The sequence below is a fragment of the Ruegeria sp. BHSB058 genome (genome assembly GCF_059613285.1).
In genome coordinates this window covers 1-17,752 of the sequence record NZ_JBXWSF010000083.1, presented here as the reverse complement: position 1 = coordinate 17,752, position 17,752 = coordinate 1, and the positions used below count along the sequence as shown (strand labels likewise).

The 17,752-nt window shown below is 57.7% G+C and carries 19 protein-coding genes; 4 read left to right on the top strand and 15 right to left on the bottom strand.

The window, feature by feature from the left end:
- From pstA to AC2FNB_RS17260, 7 genes are all read right to left on the bottom strand, one after another.
- The coding region (pstA, locus tag AC2FNB_RS17290) for a phosphate ABC transporter permease PstA (RefSeq protein WP_496748191.1) at window positions 1-1,350 on the bottom strand (1,350 nt) is incomplete at its 3' end.
- On the bottom strand, window positions 1,347-2,819 hold the full coding sequence (gene pstC, locus AC2FNB_RS17285) for a phosphate ABC transporter permease subunit PstC (RefSeq protein ID WP_496748189.1): 1,473 nt from the start codon (window positions 2,817-2,819) through the stop codon (window positions 1,347-1,349). The genes pstC and pstA, both read right to left, overlap by 4 nt.
- Before the next feature lie 81 nt (window positions 2,820-2,900).
- Window positions 2,901-3,941 (bottom strand): substrate-binding domain-containing protein, encoded by a 1,041-nt coding sequence (locus tag AC2FNB_RS17280; RefSeq protein ID WP_496748187.1) that lies wholly within the window; start codon window positions 3,939-3,941, stop codon window positions 2,901-2,903.
- Window positions 3,942-4,136: 195 nt separating this feature from the next.
- Window positions 4,137-5,183: a sensor histidine kinase gene (locus AC2FNB_RS17275; protein WP_496748185.1), complete on the bottom strand. Its 1,047-nt coding sequence runs from the start codon at window positions 5,181-5,183 to the stop codon at window positions 4,137-4,139.
- A 71-nt stretch (window positions 5,184-5,254) separates the two neighbouring features.
- Window positions 5,255-5,779, bottom strand: coding sequence for a gamma carbonic anhydrase family protein (locus tag AC2FNB_RS17270; protein WP_496748183.1), 525 nt, complete (start codon window positions 5,777-5,779; stop codon window positions 5,255-5,257).
- Window positions 5,776-6,417: a guanylate kinase gene (gmk, locus tag AC2FNB_RS17265; protein ID WP_480751395.1), complete on the bottom strand. Its 642-nt coding sequence runs from the start codon at window positions 6,415-6,417 to the stop codon at window positions 5,776-5,778. Before gmk ends, AC2FNB_RS17270 begins: the two co-directional genes overlap by 4 nt.
- A gap of 18 nt (window positions 6,418-6,435) precedes the next feature.
- A complete protein-coding gene (locus AC2FNB_RS17260; protein ID WP_496748181.1) occupies window positions 6,436-7,326 on the bottom strand; it encodes a YicC/YloC family endoribonuclease in 891 nt (296 codons plus the stop codon).
- 272 nt (window positions 7,327-7,598) lie between these two features.
- Between AC2FNB_RS17260 and AC2FNB_RS17255 the strand changes: the two genes are divergently transcribed.
- The 3 genes from AC2FNB_RS17255 (at window position 7,599) to AC2FNB_RS17245 (ending at window position 10,035) form a co-directional block, all read left to right on the top strand.
- On the top strand, window positions 7,599-8,219 hold the full coding sequence (locus AC2FNB_RS17255) for a PAS domain-containing protein (RefSeq protein ID WP_480751392.1): 621 nt from the start codon (window positions 7,599-7,601) through the stop codon (window positions 8,217-8,219).
- Between the two features lie 614 nt (window positions 8,220-8,833).
- A complete protein-coding gene (gene aroQ, locus AC2FNB_RS17250; RefSeq protein ID WP_496748179.1) occupies window positions 8,834-9,283 on the top strand; it encodes a type II 3-dehydroquinate dehydratase in 450 nt (149 codons plus the stop codon).
- On the top strand, window positions 9,280-10,035 hold the full coding sequence (locus AC2FNB_RS17245) for an autoinducer binding domain-containing protein (protein WP_496748178.1): 756 nt from the start codon (window positions 9,280-9,282) through the stop codon (window positions 10,033-10,035). The genes aroQ and AC2FNB_RS17245 overlap by 4 nt, the downstream gene beginning before the upstream one ends.
- Window positions 10,036-10,402: 367 nt before the next feature.
- Here AC2FNB_RS17245 and tsf read toward each other — a convergent pair whose 3' ends face one another.
- The 5 genes from tsf to AC2FNB_RS17220 all read right to left on the bottom strand — a co-directional run bounded on the left by tsf (window position 10,403) and on the right by AC2FNB_RS17220 (window position 14,193).
- Window positions 10,403-11,278, bottom strand: coding sequence for a translation elongation factor Ts (gene tsf / locus AC2FNB_RS17240; protein WP_496748176.1), 876 nt, complete (start codon window positions 11,276-11,278; stop codon window positions 10,403-10,405).
- A 76-nt stretch (window positions 11,279-11,354) separates the two neighbouring features.
- On the bottom strand, window positions 11,355-12,134 hold the full coding sequence (rpsB, locus tag AC2FNB_RS17235; protein WP_480751385.1) for a 30S ribosomal protein S2: 780 nt from the start codon (window positions 12,132-12,134) through the stop codon (window positions 11,355-11,357).
- Between the two features lie 166 nt (window positions 12,135-12,300).
- Window positions 12,301-13,137, bottom strand: a complete 837-nt coding sequence (olsA, locus tag AC2FNB_RS17230; protein ID WP_496748174.1) for a lyso-ornithine lipid O-acyltransferase — start codon at window positions 13,135-13,137, stop codon at window positions 12,301-12,303.
- Window positions 13,134-13,895: an L-ornithine N(alpha)-acyltransferase gene (gene olsB, locus AC2FNB_RS17225; protein WP_480751382.1), complete on the bottom strand. Its 762-nt coding sequence runs from the start codon at window positions 13,893-13,895 to the stop codon at window positions 13,134-13,136. Before olsB ends, olsA begins: the two co-directional genes overlap by 4 nt.
- A gap of 109 nt (window positions 13,896-14,004) precedes the next feature.
- Window positions 14,005-14,193 (bottom strand): DUF3553 domain-containing protein, encoded by a 189-nt coding sequence (locus AC2FNB_RS17220; RefSeq protein WP_480751381.1) that lies wholly within the window; start codon window positions 14,191-14,193, stop codon window positions 14,005-14,007.
- A 45-nt stretch (window positions 14,194-14,238) separates the two neighbouring features.
- On the opposite strand from AC2FNB_RS17220, the gene AC2FNB_RS17215 reads away from it, so the two are divergent.
- Window positions 14,239-14,835, top strand: a complete 597-nt coding sequence (locus AC2FNB_RS17215; protein ID WP_480751380.1) for a histidine phosphotransferase family protein — start codon at window positions 14,239-14,241, stop codon at window positions 14,833-14,835.
- A gap of 22 nt (window positions 14,836-14,857) precedes the next feature.
- Here the strand turns inward: AC2FNB_RS17215 and AC2FNB_RS17210 are convergent, their stop codons facing one another.
- The 3 genes from AC2FNB_RS17210 to AC2FNB_RS17200 all read right to left on the bottom strand — a co-directional run.
- A complete protein-coding gene (locus tag AC2FNB_RS17210) occupies window positions 14,858-16,120 on the bottom strand; it encodes a glutamate-5-semialdehyde dehydrogenase (RefSeq protein ID WP_496748193.1) in 1,263 nt (420 codons plus the stop codon).
- A 38-nt stretch (window positions 16,121-16,158) separates the two neighbouring features.
- Window positions 16,159-17,265, bottom strand: coding sequence for a glutamate 5-kinase (gene proB, locus AC2FNB_RS17205; RefSeq protein ID WP_480751379.1), 1,107 nt, complete (start codon window positions 17,263-17,265; stop codon window positions 16,159-16,161).
- On the bottom strand, window positions 17,253-17,752 hold a 500-nt coding region (locus AC2FNB_RS17200; protein WP_496748171.1), incomplete at its 5' end, for a GTPase. The genes proB and AC2FNB_RS17200, both read right to left, overlap by 13 nt.

Below are 17,752 nucleotides of genomic sequence, written 5' to 3'. Positions count from 1 at the left end.
CCAGCGGCGTTCAAAGCGGCGGCGAAGGATCACGGCCACGGTGTTCATGGTGACGAGGAAGACAAGCAAGATGATGATGCCTCCCCAAGCGCGTTCGTAAAAGGCCGTATCGGCCCGTTTTGCCCATTCGTAAATCTGTGCCGGCATAGCGGAGTTCGGTGACAATAGCCCGCTTGCGATGCTGTCCGGCGCATTCGAGGCGATGAATCCCACCATGCCAATCAAAAGCAGCGGCGCTGTTTCACCAAGGGCCTGCGCCAAACCGATTATTGTTCCCGTCAGAATGCCTGGAGCGGCCAGAGGCAGCACGTGATGAAACACGGATTGCATCTTCGATGCCCCTACCCCAAGCGCCGCATCACGAATGCTGGGCGGTACCGATTTTAGCGATGCACGAGTCGAAATGATGATCGTTGGCAGGGTCATCAGCGTCAAGACCAGCCCTCCCACCAGAGGTGCGGACATCGGCAAGTGCATATAGTTGATGAAGACTGCAAGGCCCAGGATACCAAAAACGATCGACGGTACAGCGGCCAGGTTTGAAATGTTCACTTCGATGACATCGGTCAGCCAGTTTTTCGGCGCAAATTCCTCAAGATAGATCGAAGCTGCCACTCCTATTGGCAATGCCAGCACCAATACCACCAGCATCATGAACAGCGATCCGATCATCGAAACCCCCATACCTGCCGCTTCCGGCCTCTGGTCAGAGGCGTCGGCACCAAAGATGAAATCGGGATTGAAGGTTTTTTTCAGGACGCCCGCGTTGCGTAGTTGGTCCACGAAATCCAGCTGCTCGGCAGAAATGGACTTGTCATTTTCGATGGAAGCCCGCGTGACTCGGCCTTTCAAATAGCCGTCTACTCGCGAATTGGCGAGAAAACGAAACTCGATTGTTTTTCCGATCTTGTCGGGATGTGCCAGAACATACTCACGCAATTGCGCGACTGCGCTTTTCGACAGAATGCCTGTCTGATCTTTCGTTTTCAGTTCAGTATTGAGCCCAAGCTTTTTCACTTCGGTCTCAAAGGCGTTGTTGATGAGGGGCGCATAGCCAAAGGTGGTCACTTTCTTGATGTCTTCAAGATTCCGGTCGCCTTTCTTGTCGAGTTTGCTTTCCAGCAACTCGACCGGCAGGGTTACAAAGGTTTGCGTATATGCACCCATGCCCTTGCTCACAATGTTATAGACCAGTAGCACAAGCATCAGCAGGCCAATGGCAATTGCGACGGCACCATACGCCTTGAACCGGGTCTCGGCGCGATTTCTGCGGATGGTGCGGGCATCTTTCTTTAGCAGTGAAGCGTTTTGCCTGCGGGACGAGACGCCGTTTCGGCTGATATCGGTCATTCGTACTGCTCCCGGTATTTGCGCACGATGTAAAGCGCCAGAACGTTCAGGCCGAGTGTAAGGACGAACAGCGTCAGGCCGAGCGCGAACGCGACCAGCGTCTCTGGGCTGGCAAAGTCGGTATCCCCGGTCAGCTGGCTGACAATCCGGGTGGTGATAGTAGTCATTGATTCCAAAGGATTAAGCGAAAACTTGGCAATAGCCCCAGCACCCATGACGACGATCATAGTTTCACCGATAGCGCGCGAGGCGGCCAGCAGAACCGCGCCCACAATGCCGGGGAGCGCGGCGGGAAGGACGACCTGGCGAATGGTTTCGGATCTAGTCGCGCCCAGGCCCAGCGAGCCGTCGCGTATCGATTGTGGAACGGCGTTGATGATATCATCGGACAGGGACGAGACGAACGGGATCAGCATGATACCCATCACCAATCCTGCGGTCAGTACCGACGTTGCACCGGCCATCCATTCGACCCCCAGCAATCCGCCCTTGGAAAAAACGTTTGCCAGCATCGGGCCAACGGTCAGCAATGCAAAGAGGCCGTAGACGATTGTCGGGATGCCGGCGAGAATTTCGATCATTGGCTTGGCAAAGCTGCGGGTGGCCTTGCCGGCGTATTCGGACAGGTAGATTGCGGCGAATAGTCCAATTGGTACTGCCACCAGAAGCGCGATGGCCGAAATGTACAACGTGCCCCACAGCAGCGGCAGAATGGACAATTCGGAATCGCCGCGGAAATTCGGCGCCCAGGTGCTGCCCAGGAAAAAGTCCTTCCAATCATGCAGGCGGAAGAAATTCGTGGTCTCGAAGAGCATCGACAGAACGATGCCAACTGTGGTCAGAATGGCCAGCGAGGCGGCCAGGATCAGTAACGCCAGAATGCCACGTTCTACGGTATTGCGCGCCCGGAAGTCTTTGTGAGTTCTCGCGTAGGAGACTGCCAGACCGCCAAGGGCAAGCGCTGCGACGAGGATTGCCATTGCACTTCCGCCAAGGGTGTTCATCCGACGATAGCTTTGTGCGGCGCGCAGAACCTCGGGGCGAACATCCGATCCCAGCGCGACGCCGAGATCACCCAATTGCGCACGGATATCTGTTTCCTCTGCATCCAGTGCGCGGGCCTCAAGTCGGGTCAGGACACCCTGTTGCACGGCGATGTCCAATCCATCGGCCACACGCCGGACATCGGACATAAGCAGGTCACGGGTCGATTCCTGCGGAATCGCCTCGTCGGGGATCATGCCCGAGACCCGGCTCTCGACGATCATGGGCTGTGCCAGCAGCCAGATGACGAGAACGCCGAGCGCGGGCACAAGAGATGTCAGCGCCACGTTAAGTCCGTAGTAGACGGGCAAGGAATGGAGGGCGCGCGTGTTGCCGCCAGCCGAATTCAGTGCGCGACGGCGCCCGGCGACATACCCGATGGCGGCCAGAACAAACAGCGATATCACCAGCCAGAGTGTCGGCATCAGAACCAATATCCGTATTCAGAAGCAGCAAGACCGGGGCAGCGCTCCTGCCCCGGTCAGTTTCGGATGATCGCGGGCAGATTACGAATTGCCGTCCATCGTGGCTTCGTCTGCGACAGCGTTCTGGGTGTCGCCCAGTTCAGGGTCGGCGACCAGACCGTATTCGGCCAATGGGCCATCGGGGCCTGCGACCTCGTCAGCGACGAAGAACTCGACATATTCCTTGAGGCCGGGGATCACACCGATATGCGCTTTCTTCACGTAGAAGAACAGTGGGCGGGACACCGGGTATTCGCCGGTTGCGATCGATTCGGTCGAGGGAACGATGCCCGACATGGTGGCAACCTGCAGCTTGTCGGTGTTGTTCTCATAGAAAGCCAGACCAAAGACGCCGATGCCGCTTTGGTTTGATTCGATGCGGGCCAGCGTTTCGGTGTAATCGCCGTCGATATCGACAGATTTGCCATCGGTGCGCAGAGCGATACAGGCTTTTTCAGCCGCTTTTTTGTCATCGCCATTGGCCGCCATGAAAGCTTCGAATGCGCCGGTTTCCTCGCAGCCAGCAAGGATCACCTTGTCTTCGAACACCTCGCGGGTGCCGTGCTTGGTTCCGGGGATGAAGGCCTGAATATCAACAACCGGGAAATCCGGGTTCACATCGGCCCAAGTGGTGTTGGGGTTGTCGACCAGAGCGCCGTCGACCAGAATCTTGTCGGACAGGGCCAAAAACCAGTCGCTTGGGGTGAACTCATAAGAGTTGCCGTTGATATCGCTGGCAAAAACGATGCCGTCATAGCCGATGCGGACCTCGATAATGTCGGTTACGCCGTTTTCGGCACAGACCTTGATTTCCTTGTCCTTGATCTTGCGTGAGGCATTGGCGATGTCGATAGTGTTTTCGCCCACACCCTCGCAGAACCGCTTGAGGCCAGCGGACGACCCACCGGATTCAACAACCGGCGTCGGGAAATCGAAGTTTTCGCCAAAAGCTTCGGCAACGATCGAGGCATAAGGCAGTACGGTCGACGAGCCGGCAACCTGAACCTGATCACGAGCGGCGGCAGCAGTTGCGGATACAGCGGCAATTGCGAGGGCCGAAGCCGACAGTTTCACAAAGGACATTTCAGTCTCCTTGGTAGAGATACGTTTGCGATCACCCCATGATGATCCTGGGCGCACTCCTAGGGACGGCGCGTAAGCCTTTTGTGACGGGTTTGTAACAGTTGCATGACAACTGGCCGGGTTTGGCAAAAATATTCCGCATTGCTGTTATGCGCATGTTTCATGATTGACACATCAATGCCAAATCTGCTGGAATTACCGCGGCAGGGACACCGTGAAGGTTGATCCTTTGCCAACCTCGCTTTCGACCCGCAACCGCCCGCGATGGCGATTGACGATGTGCTTGACGATGGCAAGCCCCAGCCCGGTGCCGCCAAGTTGACGCGAGCGGTGGCTGTCAGCGCGATAGAACCGTTCGGTCAGCCGGGGCAGATGAATCGCATCTATCCCCGGCCCCTTGTCGATGATCTGAACCCGCGCTGCGGGGCCGCGAAGGGCCGGATCGCGTTCGGGTGTCATCAGGATCGCGGTCACTTGTCCACCGCTGCCGCCATATTTGATCGCGTTTTCGATCAGGTTGGTGAAGACCTGTCGGAGCTGATCGGGATCACCCTTGATCATTACCGGGTCGTCGGGCGATTCCAGTTTCAGGGAAACATTCGCGGTGTCAGCCAAGGGACGAAGGGAGTTCATCGTGGTCAGCAACACCGTCGAAAGGTCGAGTTCCTGCTTTGGGCGCACCCGTTCTTCGCTTTCGACGCGGTTCAGAGACAGCAGATCTCCGACCAGCCGGTTCATCCTGTCGGCCTCATCCGCCATGATTTGCAGAAAGCGCTCGCGAGCTGCCGGATCGTCTTTGGCAGGGCCGCGCAGGGTTTCGATGAAGCCCATGAGCGCTGTCAATGGGGTGCGTAATTCGTGGCTGACATTGGCGACGAAATCCCGTCGCATTTGCCCGGCCTGTTCAAGATGGGTGATGTCCTTGAAACAGACAAGCGCCGCCCCTGCCTCGGTCTCGCCGAGGTCAGATATGAATCGGCATTCGACCTCGAAAGTGGTGTCCTGTGCGCCGTCGTTGGCCAGGTGCCGAGTGATTGTGGGCTCTGTGGTCTTAAGCGTTTTCTCCAGAGCTTCGATGACCTGCGGCTGGCGCAGGATGGTTGCAAAATGTCGACCTGAGATCTGTTGCCCCAAGAGTTTCCGAGCATCGGAGTTTGCGACAATGATCCGTTCGGACCTGTCCACCAGAACCGCAGGCATGGGAATTGCAGTGATGAATTCTGACAGGAGATCAGGTGGCATGGGTGGATTCGCGACTATTGGGTTGCCCGGCGACTGTTAAACCCGGATTGCGGCGTCTCGCTGGCGGAGTGTCATGAGACGGGGACAAGGGTTTCGCGAAACTTGCGCATGTTTTTCTGATACATCCGCGCGCTCAAGGCAAGCCGGGCGGCGGCCGTGTCATCGAGTTGGCGCACGACCTTTCCGGGAGTGCCCATGACCAATGAGTTGTCTGGGATTTCCTTGTTTTCAGTGATCAGTGCCCCAGCCCCGATCAGGCAGTTCCTGCCTATTTTTGCGCCGTTCAGGACGATGGCGCCCATGCCGATCAGGGTGTTGTCCCCGATCGTGCAGCCATGCAGCATCACCTTGTGGCCGATGGTGCAGTCGCGGCCGATGGTCAAGGGATAGCCCGCGTCGATATGCATGATGCAGTCTTCCTGCACGTTGCTGCCAGCGCCCACACGGATCTCTTCGTGATCGGCGCGGATGGTGCAGCCGAACCAGACCGATGCGCCTTGTTCAAGCACGACCTGGCCGATCAGGTTGGCATCCGGCGCGACCCAGGTGTCTGGGTGGATCCGTGGCTTGTGTTCGCCGAGAGCATAGATCGTCATGACGTTTCCTCGAATTCGGATTGCAGGGCGCGCACGTGGTCCGTCAGGTGCGGCTGTTGGATGCGGCGCAGGCGGGTCGCGGTGATGATGGTCTTGAGCGCCTCTTCGGTCGCGTCCAGATCATCGTTGATCAGCACGTGGTCGTAACTGCCCCAGTGACTGATCTCGTCCCAGCTTTTCTGCATCCGGCGCGCGATGGTTTCGGCATCGTCCTGACCACGCGATTCCAGTCTGCGGCGCAACTCGTGGATCGAGGGTGGCAGAAGGAAGATCGACAGCGTGTGCTGACCCAGATCGGAGTTCCGGATCTGTTGCGCCCCCTGCCAGTCGATGTCGAACAGAACGTCCTGCCCGTTTTCGATGGCGGTTTGTACCGGGCCCTTGGGTGAGCCGTAGAAGTTGCCGAAGACGTGGGCATGTTCCAGCATTTCGCCCTTGTTCACGGCGGATTTGAACGCCTCTTCGGTGATGAAGTGATAGTCCTGTCCGTCGATCTCTGTGGGGCGTGGTTCGCGGGTGGTGGCCGAGACCGAGAACCGGATGGATGCGTCCCACGCCCGCAGCCGTTTGGCCAGCGTGGACTTGCCCGCGCCCGAGGGTGAGGACAGAATGATCAGAAGGCCCCGGCGATTTGCCATGATGTCGTATTCCCGTATTTATTCCACGTTCTGCACTTGTTCGCGCATCTGATCGATCACGGCCTTGAGCTCAAGCCCCAGGGTGGTCAAATCCGCGTTCTGCGACTTTGAACACAACGTATTGGCCTCGCGGTTGAACTCCTGCATCAGGAAATCCATTTTGCGCCCAATCGGCCCGCCCTGCCCCAACAGATCGCGCGCGGCAGCAACATGGGCGGTAAGACGATCGATTTCCTCGGTCACATCGGCCTTGACCGCAATCAGGGCGAGTTCCTGCGCAACCCGGTCGGGGTCTGCGCCGTCGGTATTGTTCAGCACGCGCGCGAGATTGGCCTTTAGAGTGTCTGCCATCTGGTCCCGCCGGGAAAGCGCCAGTTCGGCAGCCTGTCTGGTCAGAGCCTCGACCAGATCGAGTTGCGATTGCAGCACGCGCACCAACGCATCCCCTTCGGTCCCGCGCATATCCAGAAAGGACCGGACCAGTTGCCCGAAATCCCGTTTCAGCTGTTCAACCAGAGGCCCGGCGTCATCCTCGTCAGCGCCTGCTTCCATCATACCGCGCAAGGCCAGGAGATCTGATGCGCGGGATGGAGCGAGGGATATTCCCTTGGTTTTTGCCTCGTGCTCGACCGTCGCCAGAGCGTCGAGTGCTGATTGTAGCAAATCGCGGTTCAGCGTCAGGTCGCCACTTTCTTCGCTGCGGGCGACTCGCAGGGACAGGGTGATATTGCCGCGCGCGGCCGCCTTGGCCAGGTCGGCGCGAAGGGCCGCTTCGAGACCGGTCAGCCAATCGGGAACACGCAAACGCAGGTCCAGCCCCTTGCCGTTCACGCTGCGCAATTCCCAGCTCCAGCTATATGCGCCAAATTCGCCCTTGCCCGAGGCGAAACCGGTCATGGATCTTATCATACCTGCCCTTTCCTGATGCCGGTGGTGGATGCACCTAATGCCATAGGGCGGCAGAGGGCAAGTGTTGGCCTGAAAAGGTCACGTTAACCGGCGTTAACCAAACGTTAAAGATTTGCTCCAAAATTGACTCAACCCGTGTCAGGATAAGACTTGAGTAAACTGCGTATCACTGAGCGCTGAGTAGTTGGGTGATCTGTCATTTGGCAGGGGGTTAAGTGGTGAAAGAGTTGAGTAAAAACGTCCCCGGATCGGTATCGGGGAAGGTGGTGCCCATGGATCGGTTTGTCAGCGGTCGCAGTTTATCTCCCATCCGGCAGGCCGAAGCCTATTGGACCGCGCTGTTGGATGGCACAGGCGTTCCGAAGCGGTCGGATATTGATCCGCGCGGGTTGAACAACATCCTGCAGTTCACTTTCATCCTGGAACGTGTCGCGCCTGGTGTCGCACGGTTTCGTCTGGCTGGCAGCCACTTGACAGAGTTGGCCGGTATGGAAGTGCGCGGGATGCCGGTTTCAGCGTATTTCACACCTTGCGCTCGGGATGAACTGGCCAATGCCCTGGTGCAGGTCTTCGACGCACCAGCCATTGCAGAGTTTAAATTGGCGGCGCCGACACGGCTGGGGATGGCGAAAGTCGAGGCCAGGATGATCCTGATGCCTTTGAAAAGCGATTTGGGCGATGTCAGCCGTGTATTGGGAGTATTGGTGGCCGACACATTCAGAGCCAAAACCCCGGTGAGATTTGACATTGAATCATGTCGGGTCAAACCCGTCTCGCAGCTTGCCGCGAGGCCGGTGAGTTGCACGGAATCGGTTGCGGGACTGACCGCGGATCAAGGAGCGTTCAAATCTCGCACCTTTCAGCTGCGGCTGGTGTCATCAAATGACAATTAGACAAAGAGGATTCACCTGAGGATAAGCTCGTAGTGACGCACAGGCGATCTGCGGCCCTGCGGTTATCACACGGTGGACGTTGTCGTGCGTAAAGATCGAGGCCAAGTTTAAAGCTGCGACCCTCAACCCTTGGGTGATTGGAAGGCATGCCGTGTCTGTATTCACTGGTTAACAGTTCGGCCCGCGTCCGCTTCGTTCAAAGAGGCCGTCTTGGGAAAGGAAACCCTTCGATTTGGATGACGTGATCGCGTGACTTTCCTTGTCACGATACCAACAATACGAATCAGCATTGAACCAATGCGAACTGGAATATGCTGCAGCATTGAGAGTTTTTGAGTGGTTTTGGATTGATGGCAAGCGGTTATCTGAGTTGCTCGGCCTCAGAAAACACACTGAAACTGATCAGTTAGAGGCGCCTGTTCCAAATTTCGCCATATGATGCGCTGCTGAAGTTGCGCCGAACGGGTTTCAGCATCTTTTCGCCATGAAATTGTGCCAGACTTCTACCACGCTGATCGGGCAACCAATTGCCGTTGGGGCTGCGGTACCAAGGCATCGCTGTGGACAGTCGTCTGCGAACCCCGTAAAAAGTACGCCAATGGGGAAATACATACATGAAAAAAATTCTGGTCCTGAATGGTCCGAACCTGAACCTGTTGGGTACTCGACAACCAGAGGTATACGGCCACACCACGTTGAAAATGATCGAAGAGGCCTGTGTCGCGCATGGATCCGTGATCGGCCTTGACATCACATGCATGCAGTCAAACCACGAAGGTGCGCTGATCGATGCCATTCACGACGCGCGCGGTGTTCGGGACGGGATCGTGTTGAATGCGGGAGCTTATACGCATACCTCTGTGGCCTTGATGGATGCGATTTCCTCGGCCGAAGTTCCTGTCGTCGAGGTTCACCTGTCAAATATCCATGCCCGCGAGCCCTTCAGGCACACATCCTATATCGCCCCTGTCGCGGTCGGGCAGATTTGCGGCTTTGGAGCGCAAGGATATCTGCTGGCGCTCGACGCACTGTCAAATCATTTTCAGCGAGATAACCGACAATGACGCCAGTCGAGTACCTCAATTTCGTCAGCTACGCAAAGTCGCTTGAAGAACTGTGGGATGCACATTGCCGTCAGATGGAAAAATTCGGCTTTGTTCGGCTTCTTTACGGATACACGCAATATCGCACACCTACCTCGTTGGGCGATCCCGAGGATTTCATCATCCTGACCAACCATTGCAAGGAGTACATAGACGGGTTCCTGCACTCGGGGCTGTATTTCCACGCACCCATGCTGAAATGGGCGTTGAGAAATGAAGGCGCCGGCAGTTGGAGGCATATTTCTGAGGCGTTGGCGAACAATACGATGACCGATAAGGAGCGGCAGGTGTATGAGTTCAACGCCTCGATGGGTGTGACCGCTGGTTACACGGTCAGTTTCAACTCGGTCTCCATGCGTACCAAAGGCGCGATTTCCCTGGCCGCGCGAAAGGGGCTGTCACAAGACGATGTCGAGGCAATCTGGGATGAGCATGGAAATGACATCCTGCTGATGAACAACATAGTGCATCTCAAGATCCTGACCCTGCCCTATAATCCGCCCAACCGTTCGCTGACCAAGCGGCAACGCGAGGCGCTGCAATGGGTGGGCGACGGAAAGACGACGCAGGACATCGCGTTGCTGATGGGGCTGACATCGGCAACGGTTGAAAAACATCTCAGGCTGGCGCGTCAGGCCCTGGCCGTCGAGACGACCGCACAGGCTGTTCTGAAGGCTGCTTTGCACAATCAGATGTTCGTCATGGAAGCTTGAACCTGCGCTTTTTGCGCCAGTTGACGCATGGTTACCTAAGGTAAGGAAATCATGACTACCAAACTTTCGGGTGGCGGTGCATTATTATCGCGTTCCGTGAGTGGTGGCTTTGGCCAAGGAACATTTGGACGGATCTTCGCAATATCGTCGCTCTCCGTCCGGTCTGGCAGTGGTCGTTTTATTGTTCGGCGCGCCAATGTCGGAATTTTGAGGGGCCCTTCCATCCCCATCGTGCAGGGCCCCTCATTTATTTCCGGTTTGAGCTTGTCGGGACTGCGATTGGCGGTCCTTTTTTTCGTTCGGAAACGAAAAAGGCCGGCTGCGAATTCTGCAACCGGCCCTTTTGGCGATCCTGGATGGGTTGAACTTAACCCTGTGCGGCCTTGGCGACTTCGGCTGCGAAGTCTTCTTTTTCGACCACGATGCCTTCGCCAACTTCCAGTCGAATGAAGCCGGTGATGGTGGCGCCGGATTCTTTTGCAGCGGCTTCAACGGTCAGGTCCGGGTTTACGACGAACTGCTGGTTCAGCAGGGTCGACTCGGCCACGAATTTTTTCATCCGACCTTCGATCATCTTTTCAATCACCTGCTCCGGCTTGCCGGATTCGCGGGCGATGTCCATCTGGACCTGCTTTTCCTTTTCGACAATCGCCGGGTCCATGTCTGCTTCGGACAGGGCGGCGGGGTTTACGGCGGCGATGTGCATTGCGACCTGCTTGCCGATGTTTTCGTCGCCACCCGACAGCGCAACCAGCACACCGATCTTGCCCATGCCTGCGGTTGCCGCGTTGTGAACATAGGACACCACGGTGTCGCCTTCGATCTTGGCCATGCGGCGGATCGACATGTTTTCACCGATTTTCGCGATCTTGTCGGTCAGGGTGTCAGCGACGGATTTTCCGCCCAGATCGGCCGCTTTCAGCGCTTCAACGTCGGCGACGTTGACTGCAGCAGCGGCAATGCCAGCCACCATGTCCTGGAACTCGGCGTTTTTGGCGACGAAGTCGGTTTCTGCGTTAACCTCAACAGCCACGCCCTTGCCGCCCTCGACAACAACGGCCACCAGGCCCTCGGCGGCGGTGCGGCCAGATTTTTTCGCTGCTTTTGCCAGACCTTTGGTGCGCAGCCAGTCAACGGCGGCTTCCATGTCACCTGCGGTTTCGGTCAGGGCTTTTTTTGCGTCCATCATGCCTGCGCCGGTTGCGTCGCGCAGTTCTTTTACGAGTGCAGCTGTGATTGCCATCTCTGGGCTCTCCTCAATTCAAACGGATTAGGGGCAGGTCTACCCTGCCCCGTATGTCATTCATATGACGGGCAGCTTACGCTTCTGCGGTGGCTTCGGCGTCTTCTGCGACGGCTTCTTCGACCGGCGCTTCTTCCAGCTCACCCAGGTCAACGCCTGCGGCGCCCAGTTGCGCGGACATGCCGTCAAGCGCGGCGCGCGCAGCCAGATCGCAGTACAAAGAGATGGCACGGGCCGCGTCGTCGTTGCCGGGAATGATGTAGTCGACACCATCGGGCGAACAGTTGGTATCGACCACGGCCACAACCGGGATACCCAGTTTGTTGGCTTCGGCAATTGCCAGTGCTTCTTTCTTGACGTCGATGACAAAAAGAAGGTCCGGAACGCCGCCCATTTCGCGAATGCCACCCAGCGAAGCCTGAAGCTTCTGCTGGTCACGCTCCATGCCCAGACGCTCTTTCTTGGTCAGGCCTTCGGCGCCGGATTCCATGGTTTCGTCGATCTGCTTGAGTCGGCTGATCGACTGGGAAACGGTTTTCCAGTTGGTCAGCGTCCCACCCAGCCAGCGGTGGTTCATGAAATACTGTGCCGATTTTTCGGCCGCTTCGGCGATCGGGCCTGCGGCCTGACGCTTGGTGCCGACGAACAGGATACGGCCGCCTTTTGCGACAGTTTCACGGATCACGTTCAGCGCCTGATCCAACATAGGAACGGTCTGGGTCAGGTCCATGATGTGGATGCCATTACGCGCGCCGTAGATGAACGGCGACATGCGCGGGTTCCAGCGTTGTGTCTGGTGGCCGAAGTGAACGCCAGCTTCCAGCAGCTGACGCATGGTGAACTCGGGAAGAGCCATGCTTTGTTTTCCTTTCCGGTTTCTTCCTCGGCGGGGGTTTCAGAGCGGGTGCTCCAACCGGCGGTCCTGTTGGGGATGTCTCCCCCAAAAGGGCCAAACCCCGCCTGCGGGTTTGAATGGCGCGCGTATACGGCAGGATTGAATGGGGTGCAAGGGCCAATCGCCCTTATTTTGATGACCGCGCGAGGGCGTGGGCATTGCGCACGGCATTTTCACAATGGGCCGCGAGCGCCTTGCGGTCGCCAAAATCACTGACCTTTGCCGGGGAGTGGTAGATCAGTTCGACCCAGCCTTGCCGCCGGGCCGCGAGGGTTTTGAGAAGATGCGGGCCAAACTCCATATCGCCCCACCAGCCGTAAAACCGGTCGGATTCACCATCGGGGGCGTGGAAAATGACCGAAACGGGCTGGATGTGAACGTCATCCCGCAGGTGATCGGAGAAGAACGCAGCGAACAGAGTTGTTTTGAATGGCAAAACCCTCAAACCATCGGTCGAAGTGCCTTCGGGAAAAAACAGGAGTTTATGACCCGCCTTAAGCCGGGATTCAAAAATCTCGGTCTGTTCCCTGGCCTTTTTAGGGTTCCGTTCGATGAACACCGTTCCGGTTGCACGCGCCAGCCAGCCAATGGCAGGCCATCTCGCAACCTCGGCTTTGGACACGAAATAGACCCGCTTGCGCGCATTCAGGGCGAATATGTCCAGCCAGGAAGTATGATTTGCAACCACAGCACCGTGTTGGCGCATCAGTTCGCCGGATGTGCAGAACCCGATTCCCAGGATACGCAGCGCATTCCGGCACACGAATTGAGCGATGTGAGGCGTGATCGGGCGATTATGGCCATGAATCGGATGTTCGATCAGGCGAACCAGTAGAAGAACCAGAAGCCCGCCAAACACCAAAAACGCCAAGGGTATGCCACGTGCCAGAACACGTAACCATCCTCCCAAACTGATGCGGATCGGATCAGGTTCATCATCGCTGTTCCACAGAGGGTCGGTCACATGCGCGCTCCGCTGTAGATACGACGCTGGCGCTCGTTCATTCGGGCGGTATCGAGGATCAGGCAGACATCCGTGGTATTGAAGGCATGATCGATATAGGCGCCGTCCCCAACAAATCCGCCCAGCCGCAGGTAGGCCTTGATCAGGGTCGGAACGCCCAGCATCGCCTCGCGGCGATTCAGTTCGGCTTTTGGGATGAGGTTCATATCAACGTAGTGCCTGGGCTGCGCCCTGACGCGAATATCGGCCGGAGCCAGGTGGTTGTGATGCAGCATCGATAGCGGCTGGGCCAGTGTCGTCACGTCGGTGCCGTGAAAGCTGGCGACGCCGAACAGAATGTCGATTTGATGGTCCGCCACATAGGCCGCCAACCCGTTCCACAGATGATACATCGCCATGCCGCCCCGATAGTCGGGATGCACGCATGACCGCCCCAATTCCAGCAGTTTCCTGCCGCTTCGTTTGAGAACGGTCAGGTCATATTCGTCCTCGGAGTAGAACTGGCCCGCGGCCTGAGCCTTGTCATCGGGCAGCAGCCGATAGACACCAATCACATTGCCGGTTTCATCATCAATGGCCAGCATGTGATCGAAGAAAGGGTCAAACCTGTCGCGTTCCAGTCCTGTGTCGTGATCCACCATCTTGCCCCCACCGCCCAGTTCGCGCACGAAGACGTCATAACGCAGGCGCTGCGCCGCGTGCAGCTCTGCCTCGGTCTCGGCGATCTTGACGGTAAAACTTGGGCCGCGGTCCGACATATCCTATCCAATGGTTTGGCAATCGTTTTGCCGTCGCGCTGATACAGTACATTCAAAAGAAATGGCAACCTGTCGATGCTTTTCCGTGTGGACGTTAACCAATCGTCAATCAGTTTTCCGGATCAAAGATGGGCAAAAGGGCGATGTTCGTTCCGTCGATCACCACTTTCCCCTGCTCGCGGAAGTTGACAGTGATCTTGCCACCTATGTTGGACTGAACCTGTCCAACACCCCAGTCGGGGAAATCGGGGTGGCGGACGAACATGCCCGGTGCAAGAATTGCATTAAGGTCTGTCATAACGGCTTGTTTCCGGGATATCTGACGGGTCTGCAGGAGGTACGCATGAGCGAAGGCAACGTCAACCTGGCCGCTTTGATCGGGTCGCGAATCTGTCATGACCTGATCAGTCCGATCGGCGCGATCACAAACGGATTGGAGTTGCTGAACATGTCCGGCGGGGTGCCGGGCCCCGAGATGGAGCTTATCTCGGGCAGCGTGGACAATGCCAGTGCCCGTATACGGTTCTTTCGCATCGCCTTCGGGGCCGGAGGAAATCAGCCGCTGGGACGTACTGAAATAACCGGGGTGCTAGCCGATCTGACGAGAACCGGGCGCGTAAAAATCCACTGGGCGCCAGGTGACGCCAAACCGCGCAGCGAGGTCAAACTGGCTTTTCTGGCAATCCAGTGCTGTGAATCTGCGATGCCATTTGGGGGCACTGTCGAGGTGACTTGTTCGGAAGGTCAATGGAACGTGGTTGGCACAGCCGACAAGATGAACGTGAATCAGGACTTGTGGCACGGGCTGAATACACGGGACTTCAAGGTGCAGGTCACCCCGGCTCTGGTTCAGTTCGCGTTACTGGCGCAAACGGCAAAAGATCTTGGTCGACGCGCGCGGGCCGAAACGACATCGACCCGCGCCTCAATCCGATTCTGACTGGTCTTTCTTTGACGGAGCGTCAGGCGCGGGTGGTTCCGTTTCCGCGCACCAGATATTTGAAACTTGTCAGTTGCGCTGCGCCGACCGGGCCACGCGCATGCATCTTGCCGGTCGCGATGCCAATCTCGGCCCCCATCCCGAATTCGCCGCCATCGGCGAACTGAGTCGACGCGTTGTGCATCAGAATGGCACTGTCCAGGCGCTCGAAGAACCTTGCCGCCGTGGCGGCATCTTCGGTCATGATGCAATCAGTGTGGTTCGAGCCGTACTGACGGATATGGTCAATGGCCGCGTCAACATCCGCCACGGTGCGTGCAGCGATGATGCTGTCGAGGAATTCCTTGCCCCAGTCGGCCTCGGTCGCGGCAACGGTACCGTCGGTAGCCAAAGCGCCCTCGGCATGAACCTCGACACCTGCGGCAAGAAGTGCTGCGACGACATCCTTGCCAATCGAGTCCACGACATCCTGATGCACGAGCAGGCATTCCGCCGCGCCACAGATACCGGTTCGGCGGGTCTTGGCGTTCAGAACCACATCGATGGTCTTTACCGGATCAGCGGCCTTGTCGATATAGATGTGAACGATCCCTTCGAGATGGGCAAAAACGGGCACGCGCGCTTCGCGCTGCACAAGCCCAACCAGCCCCTTGCCACCGCGCGGCACGATGACATCGATATGGTCGGTCATGGTCAGCAATTCCTGAACCGCCGCCCGGTCGCGGGTCGGCACCAGCTGGATGGCATCTTCGGGCAGGTTCGCGGCCTTCAGTCCTTCAACCAGACAGGCGTGAATCGCCCCCGACGAGTGGAAGCTTTCGGACCCTCCGCGCAATATCACCGCGTTGCCGGATTTCAGGCACAGCGCGCCGGCATCCGCGGTAACGTTCGGGCGGCTTTCATAAATCACGCCGATCACCCCCAAGGGCGTGCGCACGCGCTGGATGTTCAGGCCGGTCGGCATTTCCCATTCCGCCAGAACTTCCCCAACAGGATCGGCCTGATCGGCCACCGTGCGCAGCCCGTCCACCATCCCCTGAATGCGCGCCTCATCCAGCATCAGCCGGTCCATCATCGCAGGGTTCAGGCCCTTGTCGCGCCCAAATTCCAGGTCTTTCAGATTGGCCTTGATGATCTTGTCGCGATTGGCCCAAACAGCATCTGCCGCTGCAATCAGCGCGGCATGTTTGCGTTCGGCAGTCGCAAAGGCAAGCTCTTTCGAGGCATCTTTGGCGCGGACACCGATCTCGGCCATCACAGCGGGTATGTTGTCCAGATCTTTCATAGCCAAGGCCTTTCTTCTACATCTTACAAAACTGCGCTTCAGAGAGCCATATCGTCCCGGTGAACAAGCGCCGCCCGACCCGGATATCCAAGAATACCTTCGATTTCCGAGGTTTTACGCCGCTTGATCGCGTCCGCTTCTTGCGCCGTATAGCGGCTGAGTCCCTGACCCAACCAACGGGCATCGGCATCCAGAATGGCAACTGGATCACCGCGACCGAAATCGCCGCAAACCTCGACGATCCCGGCAGGCAACAGGCTCTTGCCGTTTGCCAGTGCCCTGGCGGCGCCACTATCCACGATGATTTCGCCTCGCGGCTTCATCGCCGCAATCCAGCGTTTTCGCGCCGCATGCGGATCAAGTGTCGCTTTGAACCAAGTGCAGTTCGCTCCATTTTCCAACGTTGTCAGAGGGTTGAGGGGCGATCCTTCTGTAATCGCCATATCGCACCCCGCCGCAATGGCCATTTTTGCGGCCATCAACTTGGTCTTCATGCCGCCCTTGGACAGACCTGATCCTGCGTCTCCTGCCATCGCCTCGATCTCGGGCGTGATTTTTTCGATCACGTCGAAACGCAGGGCAGATGGATCGTGGTTCGGATTGGCGGAATAGAACCCGTCCACATCCGACAACAGGATCAACTGATCGGCCCCGACGGTTACGGCGATCTGCGCCGCCAGCCGGTCGTTATCGCCATAGCGGATTTCGTCAGTCGCCACGGTGTCGTTTTCGTTCACGATGGGAACGGCCCCGAGGCTGAGAAGTGTTTCCAGTGTTGCGCGGGAATTCAGATAGCGACGGCGATCTTCGCTGTCTTCGAGTGTAACCAACACCTGAGCCGTGGTGATGCCATGCGGATCCAGCGCCTCTTCATAAGCGCGGGCGAGACGGATTTGCCCGACGGCTGCAGCGGCTTGAGACTGTTCCAAAGGCAAGGTTGTTGCAGGAAGTTTCAGAACACCGCGCCCAAGTGCGATGGACCCCGACGAGACAAGGATGACGTCCGTGCCCTGCCCCTTGAGCCATGCCACGTCGCTGGCCAGGGAAACCAGCCAATCGCCGCGCAGCAACCCGGTGTAACGGTCGACCAGCAAGGCCGACCCGATCTTGACGACAATCCGTTTGGCCGACGTCAGGGTTGCCAAGGCTGCGCCTCCTCGGCGGGTTTGTGGCGCAAGCGGTCGGCGTCGATCTGCGTGCGCAGCGCGCGCAGCACCTCGGTCACGCCTTGGCGGGCGACACCTGACATGGTCATAACAGGGCCGCCAACGGCTTCTTCCAGCGCGCTTTTCGCCAGATCAAGTTCTTCTTCGTCCAGCGCATCGATCTTGTTCAGCACGGTAATGCGTGGCTTTTCAGCGAGATGACCGCCATAAGCCTCGAGCTCATGAATAATCGTGCGATAGTCATCGGCCACCGATTCCGAAGTGCCATCAACCAAATGCAACAGAACGGCGCAGCGTTCGACATGACCCAGGAACCGATCCCCAATACCGCGCCCTTCATGCGCACCTTCGATCAGGCCGGGGATGTCGGCCACGACAAATTCCACATTGTCGACACCGACAACGCCGAGATTGGGGTGCAGCGTGGTAAAGGGATAGTCGGCGATCTTTGGGCGCGCGTTCGATG

What these genes read in the sequence shown, in the direction of transcription:
- pstC (WP_496748189.1), bottom strand. Translation starts at nt 2,819, where the DNA reads ATGCCGACACTCTGGCTGGTGATATCGCTGTTTGTTCTGGCCGCCATC.
- AC2FNB_RS17280 (WP_496748187.1), bottom strand. Translation starts at nt 3,941, where the DNA reads ATGTCCTTTGTGAAACTGTCGGCTTCGGCCCTCGCAATTGCCGCTGTA.
- AC2FNB_RS17275 (WP_496748185.1), bottom strand. Translation starts at nt 5,183, where the DNA reads ATGCCACCTGATCTCCTGTCAGAATTCATCACTGCAATTCCCATGCCT.
- AC2FNB_RS17270 (WP_496748183.1), bottom strand. Translation starts at nt 5,779, where the DNA reads ATGACGATCTATGCTCTCGGCGAACACAAGCCACGGATCCACCCAGAC.
- gmk (WP_480751395.1), bottom strand. Translation starts at nt 6,417, where the DNA reads ATGGCAAATCGCCGGGGCCTTCTGATCATTCTGTCCTCACCCTCGGGC.
- AC2FNB_RS17260 (WP_496748181.1), bottom strand. Translation starts at nt 7,326, where the DNA reads ATGATAAGATCCATGACCGGTTTCGCCTCGGGCAAGGGCGAATTTGGC.
- AC2FNB_RS17255 (WP_480751392.1), top strand. Translation starts at nt 7,599, where the DNA reads ATGGATCGGTTTGTCAGCGGTCGCAGTTTATCTCCCATCCGGCAGGCC.
- aroQ (WP_496748179.1), top strand. Translation starts at nt 8,834, where the DNA reads ATGAAAAAAATTCTGGTCCTGAATGGTCCGAACCTGAACCTGTTGGGT.
- AC2FNB_RS17245 (WP_496748178.1), top strand. Translation starts at nt 9,280, where the DNA reads ATGACGCCAGTCGAGTACCTCAATTTCGTCAGCTACGCAAAGTCGCTT.
- tsf (WP_496748176.1), bottom strand. Translation starts at nt 11,278, where the DNA reads ATGGCAATCACAGCTGCACTCGTAAAAGAACTGCGCGACGCAACCGGC.
- rpsB (WP_480751385.1), bottom strand. Translation starts at nt 12,134, where the DNA reads ATGGCTCTTCCCGAGTTCACCATGCGTCAGCTGCTGGAAGCTGGCGTT.
- olsB (WP_480751382.1), bottom strand. Translation starts at nt 13,895, where the DNA reads ATGTCGGACCGCGGCCCAAGTTTTACCGTCAAGATCGCCGAGACCGAG.
- AC2FNB_RS17220 (WP_480751381.1), bottom strand. Translation starts at nt 14,193, where the DNA reads ATGACAGACCTTAATGCAATTCTTGCACCGGGCATGTTCGTCCGCCAC.
- AC2FNB_RS17215 (WP_480751380.1), top strand. Translation starts at nt 14,239, where the DNA reads ATGAGCGAAGGCAACGTCAACCTGGCCGCTTTGATCGGGTCGCGAATC.
- AC2FNB_RS17210 (WP_496748193.1), bottom strand. Translation starts at nt 16,120, where the DNA reads ATGAAAGATCTGGACAACATACCCGCTGTGATGGCCGAGATCGGTGTC.